Genomic DNA, 18,921 nt, shown 5'->3' with positions numbered 1-18,921 from the left:
ACGGCCCCTCGGCACGGGCGCGGCCGGACGGGCCCCCTCGGTACGGGCGCGGGCCGGACGCGCCCTCTCGGCGCGGGCGTGTCCGGGGGCGCCGCCATCAGGCTGTCCAGGCGGCCACCAGCAGTGCTGCGACCGCTGCCCGCGCATACAGGGCGGTGGCGAGCCACGCGGTCGCGAACGCGTCCTTGTCGGTGGGGAGCAGCCGGCCGAGCACGTCGTGGTGGCGGGCCGCTGCCGCCTCGGTCAGGGCGTGTGCGCAGTCGGCGCCCGTGGTCAGACCCGCGGCTCGCAGCCGGCCGGGCAGCTCGTCGTCCGCCGCCGCGACGGGCCGTCCGCCCGCGACCGTACGGTCCACCGCGCGCCGGAGCAGGTCCAGCTCGACCGGGAGCACCAGGGGCGTGCCGGTCATGCTCCCGGACGGGGGGACCACGCTGGGCAACTGTGCACGGTTCAGCCGGCGCAGCCCCAGATCGGCACGGAACTCGCTGCCGTCCGTGGCCGTCCACGAAGCGGCCAGAACGCTGATGCCGCCCGGCCGGTCCTGCCGTATCCGGCCGATCAGCCGCAGCGGAAGACCGGGATACGAGGTGAGCAGGCGCAGATTCTCGGCGTACGGCAACTCCGGCCGCTCGTCCGGGGCGAGCAGACGCAGCACCGGGCCCCGGGTGACCGCGAGCGCTCCGTCGGTGGTGAGCGTCCCGTCGAGGAACAGCAGCCCGCCGCCCGCGGGGCTCGCGGCCGGAGCCCTCAGAACCGCGGCGAGTTGGGCGGAGGGCGGCTGCTGCCAGAGCGCGTCGAGCGGTGCCTCGTGCCACTCGGCGCCGGACGCCCGGACGGAACGGACCTGCTTTCCGCCGCCGATCCGGCCGTCCGCCGAGACCGTGGGCGAGGTGAGGATGACCCCGCCTCCCGCGCCCAGTTCGCGCAGCGGGAGCGCACAGCCGCCGGGCACGGATGAGCCCGCGGCCTGCACGGCGCGGCCGGGGCCGCCGGGCGCGATGTCCGAGAGCGTGCGCAGGGTCCCGTCGGGGGCCAGCGCATGGGTGGTGGCGCCGGAGTAACCGGACGCGGTGACCACCGGTTCGGTGAACAGACCGTGCAGCCGCAGCGGTCCGCCGGGGCGGTAGTCGCGCCGGGCGGCCGTGGCGCGCCCCGGCCGCCGTACGGCGTCGAGCAGCCCGGTCAGCTCGTCGGTCAGCTCCGCCAGCCGGAACGCCGGGTCGTTCTCCCGCGCGGCCCCGAGATGGCGGGCGATCCGCACGGCGGTGGCCGATTCCTCGTGGAGCCCGGCGAGGCGCGCGGAGTGCGCCGCATGGAGCAGTTGGGCGCGGTGGTGTGCGCCTGCTCCGGTAACTCCCGTACTCAGCACCTCCGTTCCCGCCTCCCACAGGGCGTGCGCTGCCGCTGGGACACCGGGGGTTCCGTCGGCGCCCGGGTACGGCTGGGGCTCCTGTTCCGGCGTGGGTGGCCTGGTGTGCTCCGAGGTGAGGGACCTGGTGTGATCCGGCGTGGGCGACCCGGTGCGATCGGTCGTCGACGCGGCCTCCGGCTCCGGCCCCGGCCCCGTGCTTTCGTCCCCGTCAGCTTCCCTGTGTTCTGCTTCCTCGTGTTCTACCTCCTCGTGTTCTACCTCCTCGTGTTCTGCTTCCGCGTGCGGTTCTGCCAGTGGGGCGCTCGACAGCACGGCCGCCCGGTGCAGACAGGCCGGTGCCAGCAGGCATGAGCAGACCGCGTCGTCCGCGTCCGCCACGATCCCCGCCGGGCTGAGTACCAGCGTGACCGCCGTGTCCTCGGCCACTCTGACGACCAGCCCGTCGGCGACCACCTGTACCGGCCACCCGGCTGCCTTCGCCACCGCTCCGTCGAGGCGTTTGCGCAGCCGGGCAGGCAGCAGGTCGAGGGCGGCAGCCGCCACCTCGGTGCTCACCGGAGGGAGTGCGGTCATCGGTGCGTACCTCCTACGCGCTCGCCGACCCAGCGGGCCAGCTCCAAGGGGCTCAGCGCCGCGACCGGCATTCCGGCCGCCACCAACTGGGAGGCCACGCCTGCCGCATAGCGAGGCCGCCCCTCGTCGTCGAGCGAGGCGCAGCCCAGGACATGGCAGCCCGCGTCCACCAGCGCCCGCACCTCGCCGAGGAGCGGTCCGACGGGGCCGCCCTCCTCGAAGTCGCTGACCAGCACCACCAGCGTGCGCGAGGGCACGGTCACCAGCTCGCGGGCGTGGCGCAGGCCGCGCGCGATGCTCGTACCACCGCCGACGCTGACCTCCAGCAGCAGACTCAGCGGGTCCTCCACCTGGTCGGTCAGGTCGAGGACCTCGGTGGAGAAGGCGACGAAGTGGGTACTCAACGCCGGAACACCGGCCAGCACGGACGCGGTCAGCGCCGCCCAGACCGTCGACGCCTCCATGGACCCGGAGACATCGACGACCAGGACGAGGCGCCAGTCGGCGGACTTGCGGGCGCGGGTACGGAAGACCGGCCGCTCCGGGAGCACGGTCACCGTCCCGCTGTCCGGGTCGCGGCGCGCGGTCGCCAGGTTCGCGCGCAGCGTGCGGCCCAGGTCGAGCGGACCGCCGGGGCGGTACGTGGGGCGCGGATGGGCGAGGCCCGTGAGCGCGGGCCGCAACCGGGAGGCCAGGGCCTCGGTCAGCTCCCGTACGAGCCGGGCGACCAGGGGCCGCAGCCGGGAGAGCTGCTGCTCGGGCATGCCACCCGCGTACGACAGGACGGTGCGCAGCAGTTCCACGGACGGGCGGGCCGACCCCGGATCGAGTTCCAGGGCGGCGTCGAGCCGTCCCGCGTCGGCGGCAGCGGCGAGCACCTCTTCGCGCACTCCGGGCCCGAACAGCGCGGACAGCTCCTCCGACCAGGTCCGCACATCGGGGTACGAGGCTTCGGCGCCGCCGCCGGTTCCACCGCCGTCCTCACCGCGTGCCCCTTCACCGCGGCCCCGGCCGTACAACTCGTCGAGCGCGGCGGCCAGCCGGCCCGCACGGCCTGTCATTCCCCGCCCCTGTCCCAGCAGGAGCCGCCACCGTTCAGCAGGCGTCAGCGCGTCCGCCGAACGGTGAACGACCGGTACGGGGGCGGTGGGTGTGCCTGCGGTGGGTGTGCCTGCGGTGGGCACGAAAACTGTGGGCCCGAAAGCGACGGGTACGAGGGCGGACGGTGTGCCTGTGATCGTTGCGGCAGGCGCACCGCCCGGTCCGGTCGGTCCCTCCGTCTGCCCGCGAACCACCAACTCCCTTGTCAGCAGCGCTTCACGGCCCGCCAGATCTGCCAGGGCGAGGCGCGCCAGGGCCACCGGGTCGGAGACCGATGCGGGAAGGGTGCCCGTCGCGATGCCCGTACGGTCCTCCACCGTCGCCAGCAGCCGGGCCCGCGCAGCCGGTGCCAAGGTGTCGAAACCGGCCCGCAGCGCGGGCAGCCGGTCCAGGAACGGGCGGTCCGGGAGGGCCTCGACCCGCTCGGCCAGCGGGTCCAGTGCCTGCCCCGTCTCCAGGAGCGGCCCTGCGGCGAGCAGTACGCCGCGCAGGAACGACGCCAGGTCCGCGCGGAGTTCGGCCGTGGACGCGCTGTCGACCCGGGACGCGAGCCGTCGGCCGAACTCGCCCGCGTCCCGCTGGCCGAGCAGCACCCGTGCGGCGCCCGCGGCCCCGCGGATGAGCGGGGTGGCGTCCGACTCCAGGCGGGCGACCGCGTCGGTGAGGCGCAGCCCGCCGTCCGAACCGGTGGCCCGGGTGGCGAGCGAGACGAGTGCGCGGGCGTCGTCCGGCTCGGTGGAACCTGCCAGCCCGTCCAGCGCCCGGACCCCGGCCGCGGCGACCTCTTCGTACGCCGATGCCACCGCGGACGTCTCCCAGCCGGTGGGCAGGCCCGGCACATGGCCCGCGCCGATCCGGTCCAACAGGGCCATTCCGTCCAGCAGTTCGGAGAGCGTACCGGTGCGGGGCAGCAGCTCGGCGGTCTCGGCCAGGCGCTCCGCGGCAAGGTCCGGCAGCCCGCAGTGCGCCGCCTCCGACAGCCCGGCGAGGACCTCGGCAGCGGTCGGTCCGCCCTGCTGCCGTTCGGCGGTGCGCCGACGGCGCAGCATTCCGGCCGCGGCCTGTTCCGGCGTGACCCCGTGGACACCCGCGACATCGAGCATCGCGGCCGTCGCCGGAGACCAGGTCACCGTCCAGCGGGTGGTCAGCGCGACCGCGTCGCCCGCCCCGGTGACCCGGGTCTCCTCCCCGTACGGGACCCGGCAGGCCGTGAGGCGCCGCAGAAGGACCTCGCGCCGGCGGTCCGGGCCGGAGCGGAGCGCGTCGAGCCGCAGTTCGCGTCTCCCGGGGGCATCGGGGCCGGGCAGGGACAGCTCGACGAGCAGCGCCTCCACGGCGGGTGCCAGCCCGGACCGGGGCGTGCCCGGGGCCAGCCGCCCCTGCCGGTCGCCGACCAGGGTCCGCTCCATCGCGGCGGCGACGACCCGGCCACGACCGAGCAACTGCCCCTGGGTCAGCACGGTCTGGGCCGCCTCGACCAGCTCACCGCGTCCGGCGGCCGGGAGCCCGCGCAGCGTCGCCAGGTCACGCGCGACGCGCACCACCTCCCGTGCGTCGGCAGGTCCACTCGGGTGCCCGGCGGCCCGTACCGCAGCGCAGACACGGACCGCCGTCGCGGTCAACAGCTCGTCCAGCAGGGCGGGTTCGCCCCCGGCGAGGAAGACTCCGCGCTGCCACTCGGGGTCCCGGATGCCCGCGGGGTAACCGGAGCGCTCGTCGAGCAGCGGGTAGGCGTACGGCACCAGAGAGGTCACCACGGCGTCCGGGTCCGCACCGCGAGCGGTATCGGGGAGAGACGTCCGGAGCGGAGCGTGGGCAGCGTCGACAGGGGGCGTCCCGCCGCTCAGCGCGGGTCGGGGCGTCCCGCCGGTCAGCGCGGGTCCGTGAAACGCGCCGACCACCGCGGCCGTCCGGCGTCCCGCGTGCTCGGCCAGCCGCTGCCGCATGTTCTCCTCGCGCCGCAGGTCGTACGGGTCCACCTCGCCCGCGTCGGTACGCAGCGCCCAGCCGACCAGTAGCGCGGCACGACGCAGCGCCTCCGGTGCGGCGCCGGGAGCCACGGCCTCGACGAGGCGGTCCCACAGATCGTCCCCGGGCCGCCCGCCGGCCCGCGCCCGCAGCGCGGCCGTCAGCTGCCCGCTCCGGGAGCCATCGGTCTTCTCGGCCCGGACCTCCGACTCCGGGACCTCCGACTCTGGGACCTCCGACTCTGGGACCTCCGACTCTGGGACCTCCGACTCCCGTGCGCCCGACTCCCGTGCGGACAACGGCAGATCGAACGGCACCACCGGCACCCCCGCCTCCCTGGCCCAGCGGATGGCCGCCAGCTCCGGGGAGAACTCCGCGAACGGCAGGAAGACCAGCCCGCCCCCGCCGCCGCTCCCGGCCAGAGCCACCGGGGGGACCGTCGCCGGGTCCCCGAGGTGTTCCAGCCAGGGTGCGAACTCCTCCGGCAGCTCCACCAGCAGCACCTCGGGCGCGGCGGCCGTCAGCATCGCGGGCACGGCAGCCGCCAGCGCGGGGGAGTGGTGCCGTACCCCGATCAGATACGGAGAACGGCACCCTGCCAGCGCGGCGAGTGCCTCCTCAGGTGAGCTCATCACGCAGCTCCCACAAGGTGCGCCACAGCGGAGCGCCGGCCTCCGCACGCCGACGGACCGGGCCGTCCCAGTAGCCGAGCAGCCGGGCGTGGTCGGCCGGATCGTCCTTGCGGACCGTGCCGAGCAGATGACCCGGCAGGGTCCGTACGACATCGCGCCCGCCACCGAGATAGGCGGCACCTATCCCCATCGCCGCGGCGACCTGCACCGCTTCGGCCGTCGACAGGACCGTGGACGGGCGCTCGATCTCCCAGCCCTCGGCGCTGCGCCCGGTGCGCAGATCCCGGAAGGCGGTGACCAGCGCTTCGAGCACCGTGTCGTCGACTCCGAACGGGGCGCCGCCACGCGCCAGCGCCGCCGTCGCCTGGCTCCGTACGAGCGCCGTCTCCGCGTCGAGATCGTCGATCGGGCCGACCGTCTCGAAGTTGAAGCGCCGTTTGAGGGCCGCCGACATCTCGGAGACGCCCTTGTCCCGGAGGTTGGCCGTGGCGATCAGGGTGAAGCCAGGCACCGCATGCACCGTGCCGTCGCCGCCCTCGTCACCAGCCAGCTCCGGGACCGACATCCGGCGCTCCGAGAGCAGGGAGACCAGCGAGTCCTGCACCTCGGGCAGACAGCGGGTGACCTCCTCGATCCGGACCACGGCGCCGCGCGTCATGGCCGTCAGCACGGGGGAGGGCACCAGCGCCTCCCGACTGGGGCCCTTGGCCAGCAGCATCGCGTAGTTCCAGCCGTAGCGCAGCTGGTCCTCCGTGGTGCCCGCCGTGCCCTGGACGGTGAGGGTGCTGGTGCCGCACACGGCGGCGGACAGCAGCTCGGAGAGCATCGACTTGGCGGTGCCGGGTTCACCCACCAGCAGCAGGCCCCGCTCACCCGCCAGCGTTACCACGCACCGCTCCACCAGGGCCCGGTCGCCCACGAACTTCCGGGACACGCAGAGCCGTTCACCCTCCGCCGTGCGCAGGGCCTCGCCGTCGGAACCGCAGACGAACAGCACCACCGCGCGCGGCGTGAGCCGCCAGCCCGGTGGCCGCGGGCCGCCGTCGTACACCGCGAGGAACTCCAGTTCCCGTGCGTAGCGCTCCTCGGCCAGTTCGAGCTGCCTGCCGGACCCCGTCATCGTCCCGGCCGTCGTCTCCGTCATCGCCTGCCTCTTCCGCGCTCGCGCCCCGTGAACTCCTCGAACCCGGGTGCGTCGCCGTCGACGACCCGCTGCCATGCCCGCTCGTACAGCTGGGGAACCGGAATGTCCGGCACTTCGAAACTGCCGTCGGCCTCCGCGAGCAGCGCCGTCTTCCAGAGCTCGTGGGGCAGTTGAGGTGTGCGGCGCTCCAGCCAGCCGCCCGGCAGGAAGAGCGACCGCCCCGCACGTGCCCGCTTGGCCTCCAGGACCAGGTCGGTGGCGGCCAGTTCGGCCCGCGCGCGCTTCAGCCTGGCCGGCTTCCAGCCCGTCCACTCCGCCTGGTTGCGGTCGGTCGGATCGGGCAGTGCGAGCAGCATCAGATAGACGACCGCCGCGTCGGGGGACAGACCGAAGCGGTCAGCCGCGTCCGACAGCGGCCCCGGCGCCGAAACCGTCGGGTCCTGCGGGGCCCCGGCCGGGCCGTCGGCACTGAGTAGATCCATGAACTCCGGGCTCAGCAGAGTGCGCAGCGCCCCCAGCGGCCTCGGGTCGTCGGCGGCTGCCAGCACCAACTGGAGCGCCGGGCCGCCGCTGTCGGACACGGCGTCGTCCCCGGCCGCCGCACTGCTCTCCGACAGGGCGGCAGGCCGCAGCCACACCGTCTCCCGGCCGTACAGGCCGCTGTACCGGTTGGGTCCCAGCACCAGCGCGGGGCCCGCGGGCACCAGCCCGTCCGCGTTCTCGCCGCCGGTCTTCGGCATGGCGTACATCTCGCGGACCCGCTCGGAGAGCGAGAGCACGCCGGGCTGGGTCCATCCCTGGTCCACCTGGAGCAGCAGCCCCGGATCGGTCAGCCGGTCGCGCACCGCACGCAGGGTTTCGGGGAGCACCGCCCGCAGCGCATCGCCGTACGGCAGCCGGTACGCCAGCCAGCGCAGCCGGGTCGCCAGGCCGAGCAGGTGCGGGAGGCCGACCAGTTTCGCCGGCTCCGCGCATGTCACCTCGCCGTCCTCGACCCGCTGTACGGTGCGGCCCCGGAGCCGGATGTCCAGCTGTGGGTTGAGCGTCAGCTGCACCTCCGCCGCCACCAGGCCCTCCCGTACGGCCCGGTCCAGCAACGGCTGCGGCATGGCCCGCTGTTTGCCGTGCACCGCGATCCATTCGCGCGTCAGGGGACCCAGGTCGAACCCCCTCTCCCAGAGCGGCTCGACCGCCTCGGGGTCGGTGGGAATCAGCAGCCCGGGGAAATGGCGCCGTTGTCCTCCCCGCAGTTCCTGCAGGGTCTCCCTGGCGGACTTGACCTGGGTGACCTTCAGCCCCAGCGGGTCCAGCCACGCGGCGCCCGGCAGCCCGTCCCGGCCGCTCTCGTGCAGCCGGGGGAGCCCCAGGAGCAGCAACAGGGCCGCCCCCACGCTCACCCCGGTGGCCTTGGCGAACCCGATGGCCTGCTCGGGCCGGAAGGCCAGCGGCCCCCGGGTTTCGGCGAGCGCGAGGAGCTTGCGCAGCGCGGGTGCCCGCACGGGGTCGCCGGGCGCGCCGTGCACCTGCGACTCATGGATCGTGAAGCCCTCCCACGGCCCGAACTCCCCGGCCGGGTCGTACTCGACGGCCGTCCAGTGTTTGCGGTCACCCCGGTGCCACTGCGAGTTGGTGAGCAGGACCAGCCGGTTCCCCGCGCGGTGAACCGTTCCGATGCCCGTGTGTCCGGCGATCGGGGGCGAGCACAGCTGCAGCGTGCGCAGCCGCCCGCGCGGGTCGGCGAGCAGCGAGTCCCCGTCCGGCCCGGCGGCGAGCGCGGCCTCGACGAACTCGGCTGCCGCGGCCCGCTCCTCGGCGTCCGTACCCGACGAGACGGCCCGCAAGGCCACGGTCGCCATACCCTCGCCGATGAACCGCTGCCACTCGACCCGGGTGTCCGCCAGGTTCACCTGTGTGGTCGCGGCGCTCCGCGGTTCGTTCAGCAGCGCCTGGAACAGGTGGAGGTGGTCCAGCGTCGTGGTGCCTTCGGCGTCGGAATGGCTGGACCAGTAGCCGCCGGACTCCAGCAGCCCGCCCAGTGACCTGAGCAGCAGTCCGTCCCGTGCCGCCCGTACGACGCGGGTGGACTTCGCGGGGGCCGGGGCGGCGGCCCGCTCGGCCAGTTGGGCGATGCGCTCACGGCACCGCACCGTCTCCGTCACCAGCCCGGCCACCCCGGCGGCCAGCGCCGGATCGGTGATCCCGGGCAGCACCCGGGCCACCGCCCCGGCCGCGTCAAGACCTTCGTCGACAGCGGCCAGCAACGCCGCCGCGTCCGCGTCGGTCACCGACCGCAGGACCGCGGAACCCTGCTCGTCACGGGGCCGCAGCGCGTGCCAGTACCAGAGCGGCGGTACGAACCGGGTGCCCGCCGCATGGACGCCACCGCCCTCGCGCGGCGTCACCTGGCCGACCACCACGCCCTGCGTGTCGCGCAGTTCGACCACTCCGCGGCCGTGGCCCGTACGCACCGGATGCAGCACCGCACCGGCGGGCAGCCGCAGCGGCGCCACCGGGTAGCCGTCGGTGGTGGGCAGACCGCGCGTCCCGTCGACCGAACAGGCCGTCCGGGCGCCGGAATCCGCCTCGTACGTCACCGACCAGCCCAGCAGCCCGTCCTTTGTGCCGAACGGCGAAGCTTCGAGCCCCGGCGGGACAGGCAGCAGCTGGCTCGCCCGCTCTTCGAGGTGTGTTCCGGTGCCGGATCCGGCACCGGCGAGCGCCTGGGCGAGCGCCGCGTCGAAGACCGCGGGCACCGAGGCCCGGCCGCGCCGCGCCGACTGCGGGTCGTACTCGTACCAACGGCCCTCGTGCAGCACCCAGTACGAGACGCCGTCCGAGGCGACCTCGCGGCGCTGCTCCGCGAAGGAGGTGTCGCCCGCGTGCACCGGGCGACCGCCGTAGCAGCGTCCGCCCTCGGGCAGCGGCAGCGAGACCGTGTGGTCGGTGTATGCGGCGCCGTCGAGTCCCGTCGGCCGGAACACGTCGGCCTGGCGTCCCGACCAGGTGGCCCGCCACTCGCCGTTGTGCCACGAGGCGACCAGCCACTGTCCGTCCACATGGCGCACGATCGGCTCGCCGTGCGAGTTCGGACCGGGCATCGGGAGAGTGCGCTGATCGAGCACCGCGTCGGGTCCGGCCAGCGCGACCTGGAGCCCGGTGCGCACGACCAGTGCCGGCCAGGCGTCCTCGGCCCGGTACCACCGGTCGCGCGCGGTGAAGTAACGCCCGCCCTGCGTGGGGGCGTCCACCTCGCCGAGCGTGCCCAGCGCCTGCTCCAGCGCGGGCCAGCCCAGCTCGTCGAGGATGCCCGCCCGCAGCGTACGGCCGAGGACCGGCACCGGGTCGAAGGTGGTGATCCGCTGTGTCGCGGCCTCCGATGTGGCCAGCACGGAAGGCGCGGAGAACCGGGCGACCCTGGACAGCAGGGAGTTCAGACCGGGCAGCCCGAGGGGCTGCCCCAGCTCCTCGGCCCGGTCGTCGAGCCAGCCCGCCATCGCGCCGTGCAGCGAAGGGTGTTCGGCCGCCTTCCCCAACCGTGCGGACGGGCCGTTCCCGGAGCCGCCGTACGTCGCGAGGTTCTCCACCGCCTGCCGCACCATCGGAACGAAACGGGTGTCCGAGAGGAGCACGGCCAGATCCCGGCGGCCCGGCCCGTCGTCGGCCAGCCACTCGCGCAGATCCAGCGGTCGCGCCCCGGATACCGGATCGGCGACCGGGATTCCGGCCGCCAGACAGGTGTCCAGCAGATCCAGATCCACATCGGCACGCCTGCGGCCCCCGCCGACCAGCTCGACCGGCGTCCCGTCCGCGATCAGCCGTGGAGCCAGCCGCTCCACCAGTGCCAGCTCGTCGGCAAGACGCCTCGACTGCCGCCAGCCGCGCTGCCGGTGCGCCGCCCAGGACGCCAGCCACTCGGCGGCCGGCACCGTGCCGTCGGTCAGCAGATCGATGGCCCCGCACGTCTCCAGCACGCCGAGCCAGGCCGCGTCGAACTCCGCCGTGGAGTCACCGCCCGCGGTCGGCAACAGGGCCAACAGCCGCTCCTGGACGGTCCTGTCACCGGCCGCGGCCTCCGCCAGCGCGGGCAGCGCCGACTTCCAGAAGCTCGCCGCCGCGCGGTTCATCCCGCCCAGCTGGATGATCTCGCCGAGCACCGACCGCTCCTCGGCCCGCGCGTCGAGACCCGCACTCCTCGCGAGCCGCCGCAGATCCTCCAGCATGCCCGCGTACGGGGCGAGTCCGGCCCCGCACCGCTCCACCGAGAGCGTCCGGAACTCCGCGTACGCCGCCTCCGCGGACAGCCGTTCCGCGAGGCCCTTCGCGTGGTCACGCATCGCCTTGCCGCTGAGCGCGCCCGCCCCGGCGAACTCCAGGAACACCTCGCGCAGCCGGTCCTCGTCGACCTCCAGCGCGTGCCGCTGCTCGGCGGCCCGCGCCTTCCCGAAGAACGTCGACGCCTGCTGCTGCGACTCCGCCGCGAGGAACAGCCGCGCCACCTGCTCGTAGAACGTCGGCAGGAAGTGCGGGACCGACCGGTCGAGCCGCACACCGATCTCGTCGAAGCCGTCCTTGGCATGCCCCGGCTTACTGGTGACGAGCCGGGTCAGCCGCTCCATCTCCTTGACCACGGCCAGCGCATGGTGACCGTTGGCCGGGTCGTTGACCAGCGCCCAGGCGGGGAAGCCGAGCGAACGGCGCTTCACCCGGCCCACCACCACCGGAGCGGCAGCGCCGAACCCCAGGTACTCCAGGGCCAGATCCTCGGCCGGCCCGATCGCCTCGGGGACCAGCCGCACGACCGTGCGCCCCTCCAGCACCGGATGCTCGTAGGCCCGCGCCGTCAGCGCGTCGCCCTCGGCGCCACCCGCGGGCAGCACCGCCCCCGCCTCAAGAAGTCCGTTCACAGCTCCCCCTCCGACTCGTCCCGCACCACACGACCCGCGTACACCAGCGCGGCCATCCGCGCCCCCTCCGACCAGGCCACCGGCCCGACTTCACGCAGCGGCAGCCGCCGACCGCCCGCGCCCCGCCACTCCAGACCGCCCGTGCAGGCCTCGCCCTCCGGGTAGTCGTCGCCGATCCAGTACGCCGCTTCCAGCGGACGGCCGTCCTCCACCAGCGAGCAGACGGCGGACCCGCCGCGCACCCGGTAGCCGTGCGACACCGCTCGCGCCGTCGCGTGGCGCAGCTCCTCGAACTTCCCGTCCGCGTAGGCCCGCCACTCCTGCGCCGCACCGTCCAGCTCGGCGGGTATCGGCCACACCTCGCGGAACAGCTGCTCGATCCCCTGCTCGACGCCCAGCTCCGCCGCGAACTCCCGCAGCTCCGCCAGGTCTTCGAGGAGAACCGGGTGCGGCATCAGTACCGCCCCGGCGTCCAGCCGCACCGAATCCCCGTCGAGGTCCACCACGCCGATACCCCGCTCGGGGTCCGCGTCGCGCAGGAACCCGGCGCGCGCCAGGTCCGGGGAACCGTCGGGGCGCACCGGCGCCACCACCAGGTCCCGCAGCGCTCCCTGCCATGCCGTGTCGGCCCAGACCCGCGCCAGCAGCTCCGCGGGCACCGGCAGCGAACGCACCAGCCAGGTGTCCACCTGCTCCCGGCACTCCCGTTCGTGCCGGTCCAGCCACTGTGCCAACTGCCGCAGCCGTACGACCTCCGCGTCGTCCCGCAGCTTGGCGGGCACCTGCTTCAGCTCGCGCCCTGCCGCGTTCCGACAGCGCAGCCGCGCGCCGTCCAGAGTGACGGCATACCCACCCGATGTACTGATCCAGCCCATGGCGAGACCCCCTCCCGACCTTCAGGTTCGTTCTGTGGATCACAGTAGGCGGGGGGTCTGACAACGCCCGGACGGGCGGACGGGCCAGGACCGCCCGACACCACCTGAACCGCCACCTGGCGGGCCCGGCGCCGTCCGCGAGGTGAAACTCAGTACTGTCGAAGCATGGAAGGCACCGCGTACAACCCGACCGACTTCGAACGCTGGGACACCGAGCCGGACAAGCGACCAGGCCGTACCGCCTTCCAACGCGACCGTGCGCGCGTGCTGCACTCCGCCGCGCTGCGGCGCCTCGCGGGCAAGACACAGGTGGTCACCCCCGGCTCGCGCAGCCGCGTCTGGGACTCGAGCCCGCGCACCCGCCTCACGCACTCCCTGGAATGCGCCCAGGTGGGAAGAGAGCTCGGCGCGGCACTCGGCTGCGACCCCGATCTCGTCGAGACGGCCTGTCTCGCCCACGACCTGGGGCATCCGCCGTTCGGGCACAACGGCGAACTGGCGCTCAACGACTTCGCCGCGGACTGCGGCGGCTTCGAGGGCAACGCCCAGTCACTGCGCCTGCTGACCCGGTTGGAACCCAAGCGGTTCGTCACCTCGCAGACCACCGGCGAGCTGGTCAGCGTCGGCCTCAACCTCACCCGCGCCGCCCTCGACGCCGCCACCAAGTACCCCTGGCCCCGCGGCGGCCATCCCACCGAGCCCGGCTCGGTGAAGTTCGGCGTGTACGAGGACGACCTGCCCGTCTTCGCCTGGGCCCGGCGCGGCGCCCCCCAGGACCGCAAGTGCTTCGAGGCCCAGGTCATGGACTGGTCCGACGACGTCGCGTACTCCGTGCACGACGTCGAGGACGGGCTGCACGCCGGCCACATCGACCCCAACTGCCTGCACTCCGCGCCCGAACGGGCCGACATCATGGCCGTGGCCGTCGGCCGCTACGTGCCGGCCGACACCGACCCGGCCGAGCTCGCCGAAGCCCTGGACGGACTGCTCGCCCAGGACTGGTGGCCGCACGGCTACGACGGAACGGCCGTCGCGCAGGCCCGGCTGAAGGACGCCACGAGCCAGCTCATCGGCCGTTTCTGTCTGGCCGCCGAGAGCGCCACCCGCCGGTCGTACGGCACGGGACCGCTCACCAGATACGCCGCGGAACTGGTCGTCCCGCGCCGGACACGGCTCGAATGCGCCGTGCTCAAAGCCGTCGCCGACCGGTACGTCATGCAGCGCGAGGAGCAGGAGCGGCTCCGGGCCGACCAGCGCGTCGTCCTCGCCGAACTGGCCGAGGCACTGACCGGACGCGCGCCGGAAGGGCTGGACCCGCAGTTCCGGACCCTGTTCGACGCGGCACCCGACGAACGCAGCCGCAAACGCGTGATCGTCGACCAGATCGGCTCGCTCACCGATGCCTCGGCGCGCTCCCTGCACGCCCGGCTGACCGGCCGTCACTGACCGGCGGCCGGCGGCCCGGACGGGGTTCCGGACCGGCCGACATGCCATCATGACCGGCCATTCCTGACCGTGCGTGAGCCTCAACACCTCACACCTCTTCCCCCATCACACTCCGTGCGGGACGCTCGCAAGCGGCGCCCGCACTACAAGGAGGCATCAAGTGGTCGACGCACATCTGACGTTCGTCATCATCGGCGGAGGGCTCGCGGGGGCGAAGGCCGCCGAAACCCTCCGCGCCGAAGGGTTCGCGGGCCGCGTGATCCTCATCGGGGACGAACGCGACCACCCCTACGAGCGCCCGCCGCTGTCGAAGGGGTACCTGGCGGGCAAGGAGGAGCGCGACAGCGTCTACGTCCACGAACCGGCCTGGTACGCGCAGGCCGACATCGAGCTGCACCTCGGCCAGACGGTCGTCGAGATCGACCGTGCCGTCAAGGTCGTACGGCTCGGTGACGGCACCGCCATCCACTACGACAAGCTGCTGCTGGCCACCGGCGCCGAACCGCACCGGCTGGACATTCCAGGCACCGGGCTGGCGGGCGTCCACCATCTGCGCCGCCTGGCCCACGCGGACCGGCTGCGCCACGTCCTCGCCTCCCTCGGCCGGGACAACGGCCATCTGGTGATCGCCGGAGGAGGCTGGATCGGCCTGGAGGTGGCGGCGGCGGCCCGCGGCTACGGCGCCGAGGTCACCATCGTCGAACCGCACCCGACCCCGCTGCACGCCGTGCTGGGCCCGGAACTCGGCCAGATCTTCACCGACCTGCACACCCAGCACGGCGTCCGCTTCCACTTCGGCGCCCGCCTCACCGAGATCACCGGCCAGGACGGCATGGTCCTCGCCGTCCAGACCGACGACGGCGAGGAACACCCGGCCCACGACGTCCTCGCCGCGATCGGCGCCGCCCCGCGCGTCTCCCTCGCGGAGGCGGCCGGTCTGGAGCTCGTCGACCGCGCGCACGGCGGCGGCATCGCCGTCGACGCCTCGCTGCGCACCTCCGACCCGGACATCTACGCGGCAGGGGACGTGGCCGCCGCCGAGCATCCGCTGCTCGGCACCCGGCTGCGCGTCGAACACTGGGCCAACGCCCTGAACGAAGGCCCGGCGGCGGCGCGCGCCATGCTCGGCCAGGACGTCGCGTACGACCGGATCCCGTACTTCTTCTCCGACCAGTACGACCTGGGCCTGGAGTACTCGGGGTGGGCGCCGCCCGGCTCCTACGACCAGGTGATCGTCCGGGGTGACGCGGGGAAGCGCCAGTTCATCGCCTTCTGGCTGAAGGACGGCCGGCTGCTGGCCGCGATGAACGTGAATGTGTGGGACGTCACCGAACAGCTCCAGCGGCTGATCCGCTCGGGCGCGACGCTGGACCCCGAAGCGCTGGCGGACCCGTCGGTGGACCTGGCCACGCTGGGAATCCGACCCGAAGCACGGTGATCCTCCCGGGCTGGTCCGCGGCCGGGCCCGCGCCCCCGGCCGCGGCCGGCCGGGGATCGGCAGCACGGACTGTCCGACCCGGACCGTAGACTTCATGCGTGGCAGGCAGGATCAACGATGACGACGTGAAGGCGGTCCGGGACGCGGTCCCGATCGACGCCGTCGTTTCCGAGTACCTCCAGTTGCGGAACGCGGGCGGCGGAAACCTGAAGGGTCTGTGCCCCTTCCACGACGAGAAGTCCCCCTCCTTCCAGGTGAGCCCCGCCAAGGGCCTCTTCCACTGCTTCGGCTGCCAGGAGGGCGGGGACACCCTCGCCTTCATCATGAAGATCGACCACCTCTCGTTCAGCGAGGCGGTCGAGCGGCTGGCGGGCACCGCGGGCATCACCCTGCGGTACGAAGAGGGTGGCTACACCCCGAACAGCCAGCGCGGCGAGCGCATCCGGCTGGTCGAGGCGCACAAGGCAGCCGCGCAGTTCTACGTCGACCAGCTCGACAGCGCCGAGGCCGAGATCGGGCGCAAGTTCCTCGCCCAGCGGGGCTTCGACCAGGCCGCCGCCACCCACTTCAGCGTCGGCTACAGCCCGGCGGGCTGGGACCACCTGACCCGTTTCCTGCGCGGCAAGGGGTTCTCCGACAAGGAGCTGCTCGCCTCCGGCCTCGCCCAGGAGACCCGCGGCGGCAAACCCATCGACCGCTTCCGCGGCCGGCTGATGTGGCCGATCCGGGACATCAGCGGCGAGGTCGTCGGCTTCGGCGCGCGCAAGCTCCGCGACGACGACAACGGCCCGAAGTACCTGAACACCCCCGAGACGTCGATCTACAAGAAGTCCCAGGTCCTGTACGGGATCGACCTGGCCAAGAAGGAGATCGCCAAGTCCAGCCGGGCCGTCGTCGTCGAGGGCTACACCGATGTCATGGCCTGCCACCTGGCCGGGGTGACCACCGCGGTCGCCACCTGTGGCACGGCCTTCGGTACCGACCACATCAAGATCCTCCGCCGGCTCCTGATGGACAACGGCAGCGCCCGCGTGATCTTCACGTTCGACGGTGACGCGGCCGGCCAGAAGGCCGCCCTGCGCGCCTTCGAGGACGACCAGAAGTTCGCGGCCGAGACCTACATCGCCATCGCCCCCGACGGCATGGACCCGTGCGACCTGCGGCTCGCCCAGGGCGACGAATCGGTGCGCACCCTCGCCGAACCCCGCACCCCGCTCTTCGAGTTCGCGCTCCGCCAGATCGTCTCCCGCTACGACCTGGAGACCCCGGCGGGCCGTGCGACGGCGCTGGACGAAGCCGCACCGATCGTCGCCCGGATCAAGAACAGCGCCTCCCAGCACGAGGTGGCCGTACAGCTGGCCGGAATGGTCGGCATCCTCGACACCCAGTTCGTGGTCAAGCGCATCAGCCAGCTGGCCCAGTGGGCCCGCGGCCGGGGCAACGCACCGACGCCCGCGCGCGGCGGTCGCCCCCAGCCCGGGACCCGGCCGGACCCGGCCCCCGCGGGCGGCCCCGCACTCAACCTCCGCAGCCCCGCCCACCGCACGGAGCGGGAGCTGCTGAAGCTGGCGCTCCAGCGCCCCGAACTGGTCTCCCCGGCCTTCGACGCGTACGGGGCCGACGAGTTCACCGCCCCGCCGTACGCCGCCGTACGCGAGGCGATCATGGAGGCGGGCGGCGCCGAGGAAGGCATCACCGACTCCTTCGAGTACCTCACCCGGGTCCGCGGGGCCGCCCCCGACGACACGGTCCGCGCCGTGGTCACCGAGCTGGCCGTGGAAGCGATCATGCGCCGTACGGTCGACGAGGTGTACGCGGGCGACCAGTTGGTCAGCGTCCGGCTCCGCGCGGTGGACCGCCGCATCACCGACGTCCAGTCCACCCTGGCCCGGGTGTCCACCCAGGGCGACGCGGAACAGTACGCGGCGGTCCAGAACGAACTCTGGACCCTCCAGCAGTACGGCCGGTCCCTGCGCAACCTCGGCGCCGAGGCGCTCTGACCCGGAGCGCTCCGACCTGAAGCGCTCTGACCCGGAGCGCCGCCCCGGAGCGCCGCCCCGGCGTACTCCGACCGGTGCGCTCCCTCCCCGTGCCGACGGATCACTGCGCTTCCCCGGGAAGCAGGATTGGCCGCGGGCCGGAAAGTCACGCTGGGGAACCAGAAAGTCACCGCACGCCCCTCGTGGCGGCGATGTGTCGTACCCCACACTGGACAGCGGTGTCCGAGACCGACCCGCGAACGGGGGACGGGATCGGCCCGGCCGCCGATGCTCCACTGCCGCACGCCCCCGATCCGGCAGTCCCCCTGGAGGCCGCCCCCGTGCAGACCCGGACCCTGACCGAAACCGATGTGGCCACGGCGGTTCCACCGCAGGGCCCGGCCGCACATCACCCCGAGATCCGGCCCACCGCCGACGACGGGCCGTCCGCGCCCGAGCCCGCCATGGAGGACCTGGCGGAGACCCCCGAGCCGCCCCGCCGCAGAGCCACGGCCGATTCCGGTGGCCCGTCCTCCGACCTCTTCCGCCAGTACTTACGTGAGATCGGCCGCATCCCACTGCTCACGGCGGCCGACGAGGTCGAGCTCGCCCGACGGGTCGAGGCGGGCCTCTTCGCCGAGGAGCGGCTGTCGGGCTCCTCCGATCTCGACTCCCGACTCGCCGTCGATCTGGACAAGTTGGTCGTACTCGGCCGGATGGCCAAGCGCCGCCTGATCGAATCCAACCTCCGGCTGGTGGTCTCCGTCGCCAAGCGGTACGTGGGTCGCGGGCTCACCATGCTCGACCTGGTCCAGGAGGGAAACCTCGGGTTGATCAGGGCCGTGGAGAAGTTCGACTACGCCCGGGGCTACAAGTTCTCGACGTACGCGACCTGGTGGATCCGGCAGGCGATGTCCCGCGCCCTGGCCGACCAGGCCCGGACCATTCGAGTCCCCGTCCATGTGGTCGAGTTGATCAACCGGGTGGTGCGGGTGCAGCGCCGGATGCTCCAGGAACGCGGCGAGGAGCCCACCGCCGACGAGGTCGCCGCTCATCTCGATCTCACCCCCGAACGCGTCACCGAGGTCCTGCGGCTGGCCCAGGAACCCGTGTCGCTGCATGCCCCGGTGGGGGAGGAGGACGATGTGGCGCTGGGCGACCTGATCGAGGACGGCGATGCGGCGTCTCCCGTGGAGTCGGCGGCGTTCCTGCTGCTGAGGCAGCATCTGGACGCCGTGCTCTCGACGTTGGGGGAGCGGGAGCGGAAGGTCGTTCAACTGCGCTACGGGCTGGCCGACGGACGGCCGCGCACCCTGGAGGAGATCGGGCGGATCTTCGGGGTGACCCGGGAGCGTATCCGCCAGATCGAGTCCAAGACGCTGAACAAGCTGCGGGACCACGCGTTCGCGGAGCAGCTGCGCGGCTATCTGGACTGACCCGGCCCTCAGGCCCGGCCCCGACACCGCGCGCCTGCGCCCCGCTCCGGCGC

Annotated in this window: 9 protein-coding genes; 4 read left to right on the top strand and 5 right to left on the bottom strand. The window is 73.6% G+C overall.

The genetic code is table 11. The features are described from left to right. Window positions 1-97: 97 nt before the first annotated feature. The 5 genes from OG709_RS10400 to OG709_RS10380 are packed head-to-tail and all read right to left on the bottom strand — an operon-like array spanning window position 98 to window position 12,569. Window positions 98-1,945 (bottom strand): hypothetical protein, encoded by a 1,848-nt coding sequence (locus tag OG709_RS10400; protein ID WP_329165742.1) that lies wholly within the window; start codon window positions 1,943-1,945, stop codon window positions 98-100. Then, the gene (locus tag OG709_RS10395) at window positions 1,942-5,646 is read right to left on the bottom strand and encodes a DUF5682 family protein (protein WP_329165740.1); all 3,705 of its coding nucleotides are present in this window, start codon (window positions 5,644-5,646) and stop codon (window positions 1,942-1,944) included. The genes OG709_RS10400 and OG709_RS10395 overlap by 4 nt, the downstream gene beginning before the upstream one ends. Then, complete coding sequence (locus tag OG709_RS10390; RefSeq protein WP_250298206.1) at window positions 5,633-6,790, bottom strand: ATP-binding protein; 1,158 nt, start codon at window positions 6,788-6,790, stop codon at window positions 5,633-5,635. The genes OG709_RS10395 and OG709_RS10390 overlap by 14 nt, the downstream gene beginning before the upstream one ends. Continuing rightward, window positions 6,787-11,694, bottom strand: a complete 4,908-nt coding sequence (locus tag OG709_RS10385; protein WP_329165738.1) for a hypothetical protein — start codon at window positions 11,692-11,694, stop codon at window positions 6,787-6,789. Before OG709_RS10385 ends, OG709_RS10390 begins: the two co-directional genes overlap by 4 nt. Then, window positions 11,691-12,569, bottom strand: coding sequence for a DUF4132 domain-containing protein (locus OG709_RS10380; protein ID WP_329165737.1), 879 nt, complete (start codon window positions 12,567-12,569; stop codon window positions 11,691-11,693). The genes OG709_RS10385 and OG709_RS10380 overlap by 4 nt, the downstream gene beginning before the upstream one ends. 165 nt (window positions 12,570-12,734) lie before the next feature. Between OG709_RS10380 and OG709_RS10375 the strand changes: the two genes are divergently transcribed. The 4 genes from OG709_RS10375 to OG709_RS10360 all read left to right on the top strand — a co-directional run bounded on the left by OG709_RS10375 (window position 12,735) and on the right by OG709_RS10360 (window position 18,868). Further along, window positions 12,735-14,015 (top strand): deoxyguanosinetriphosphate triphosphohydrolase, encoded by a 1,281-nt coding sequence (locus tag OG709_RS10375; RefSeq protein WP_266643295.1) that lies wholly within the window; start codon window positions 12,735-12,737, stop codon window positions 14,013-14,015. A 160-nt stretch (window positions 14,016-14,175) separates the two neighbouring features. Next, the gene (locus tag OG709_RS10370; RefSeq protein ID WP_329165735.1) at window positions 14,176-15,453 is read left to right on the top strand and encodes an NAD(P)/FAD-dependent oxidoreductase; all 1,278 of its coding nucleotides are present in this window, start codon (window positions 14,176-14,178) and stop codon (window positions 15,451-15,453) included. A 98-nt stretch (window positions 15,454-15,551) separates the two neighbouring features. Then, window positions 15,552-17,453: a DNA primase gene (gene dnaG / locus OG709_RS10365; RefSeq protein ID WP_326694941.1), complete on the top strand. Its 1,902-nt coding sequence runs from the start codon at window positions 15,552-15,554 to the stop codon at window positions 17,451-17,453. A 191-nt stretch (window positions 17,454-17,644) separates the two neighbouring features. Next, window positions 17,645-18,868 carry a sigma-70 family RNA polymerase sigma factor gene (locus tag OG709_RS10360; protein ID WP_250298197.1) on the top strand — a complete coding sequence of 408 codons (1,224 nt, stop codon included), beginning with the start codon at window positions 17,645-17,647 and terminating at the stop codon, window positions 18,866-18,868. The last annotated feature ends 53 nt before the right edge of the window (window positions 18,869-18,921 follow it).

Source organism: Streptomyces sp. NBC_01267 (assembly GCF_036241575.1).
In the GTDB taxonomy this organism is placed as follows: Bacteria; Actinomycetota; Actinomycetes; order Streptomycetales; family Streptomycetaceae; genus Streptomyces.
Note: the sequence above shows the minus strand (reverse complement) of the source record. Positions and strands in the feature narration are given on the sequence as shown.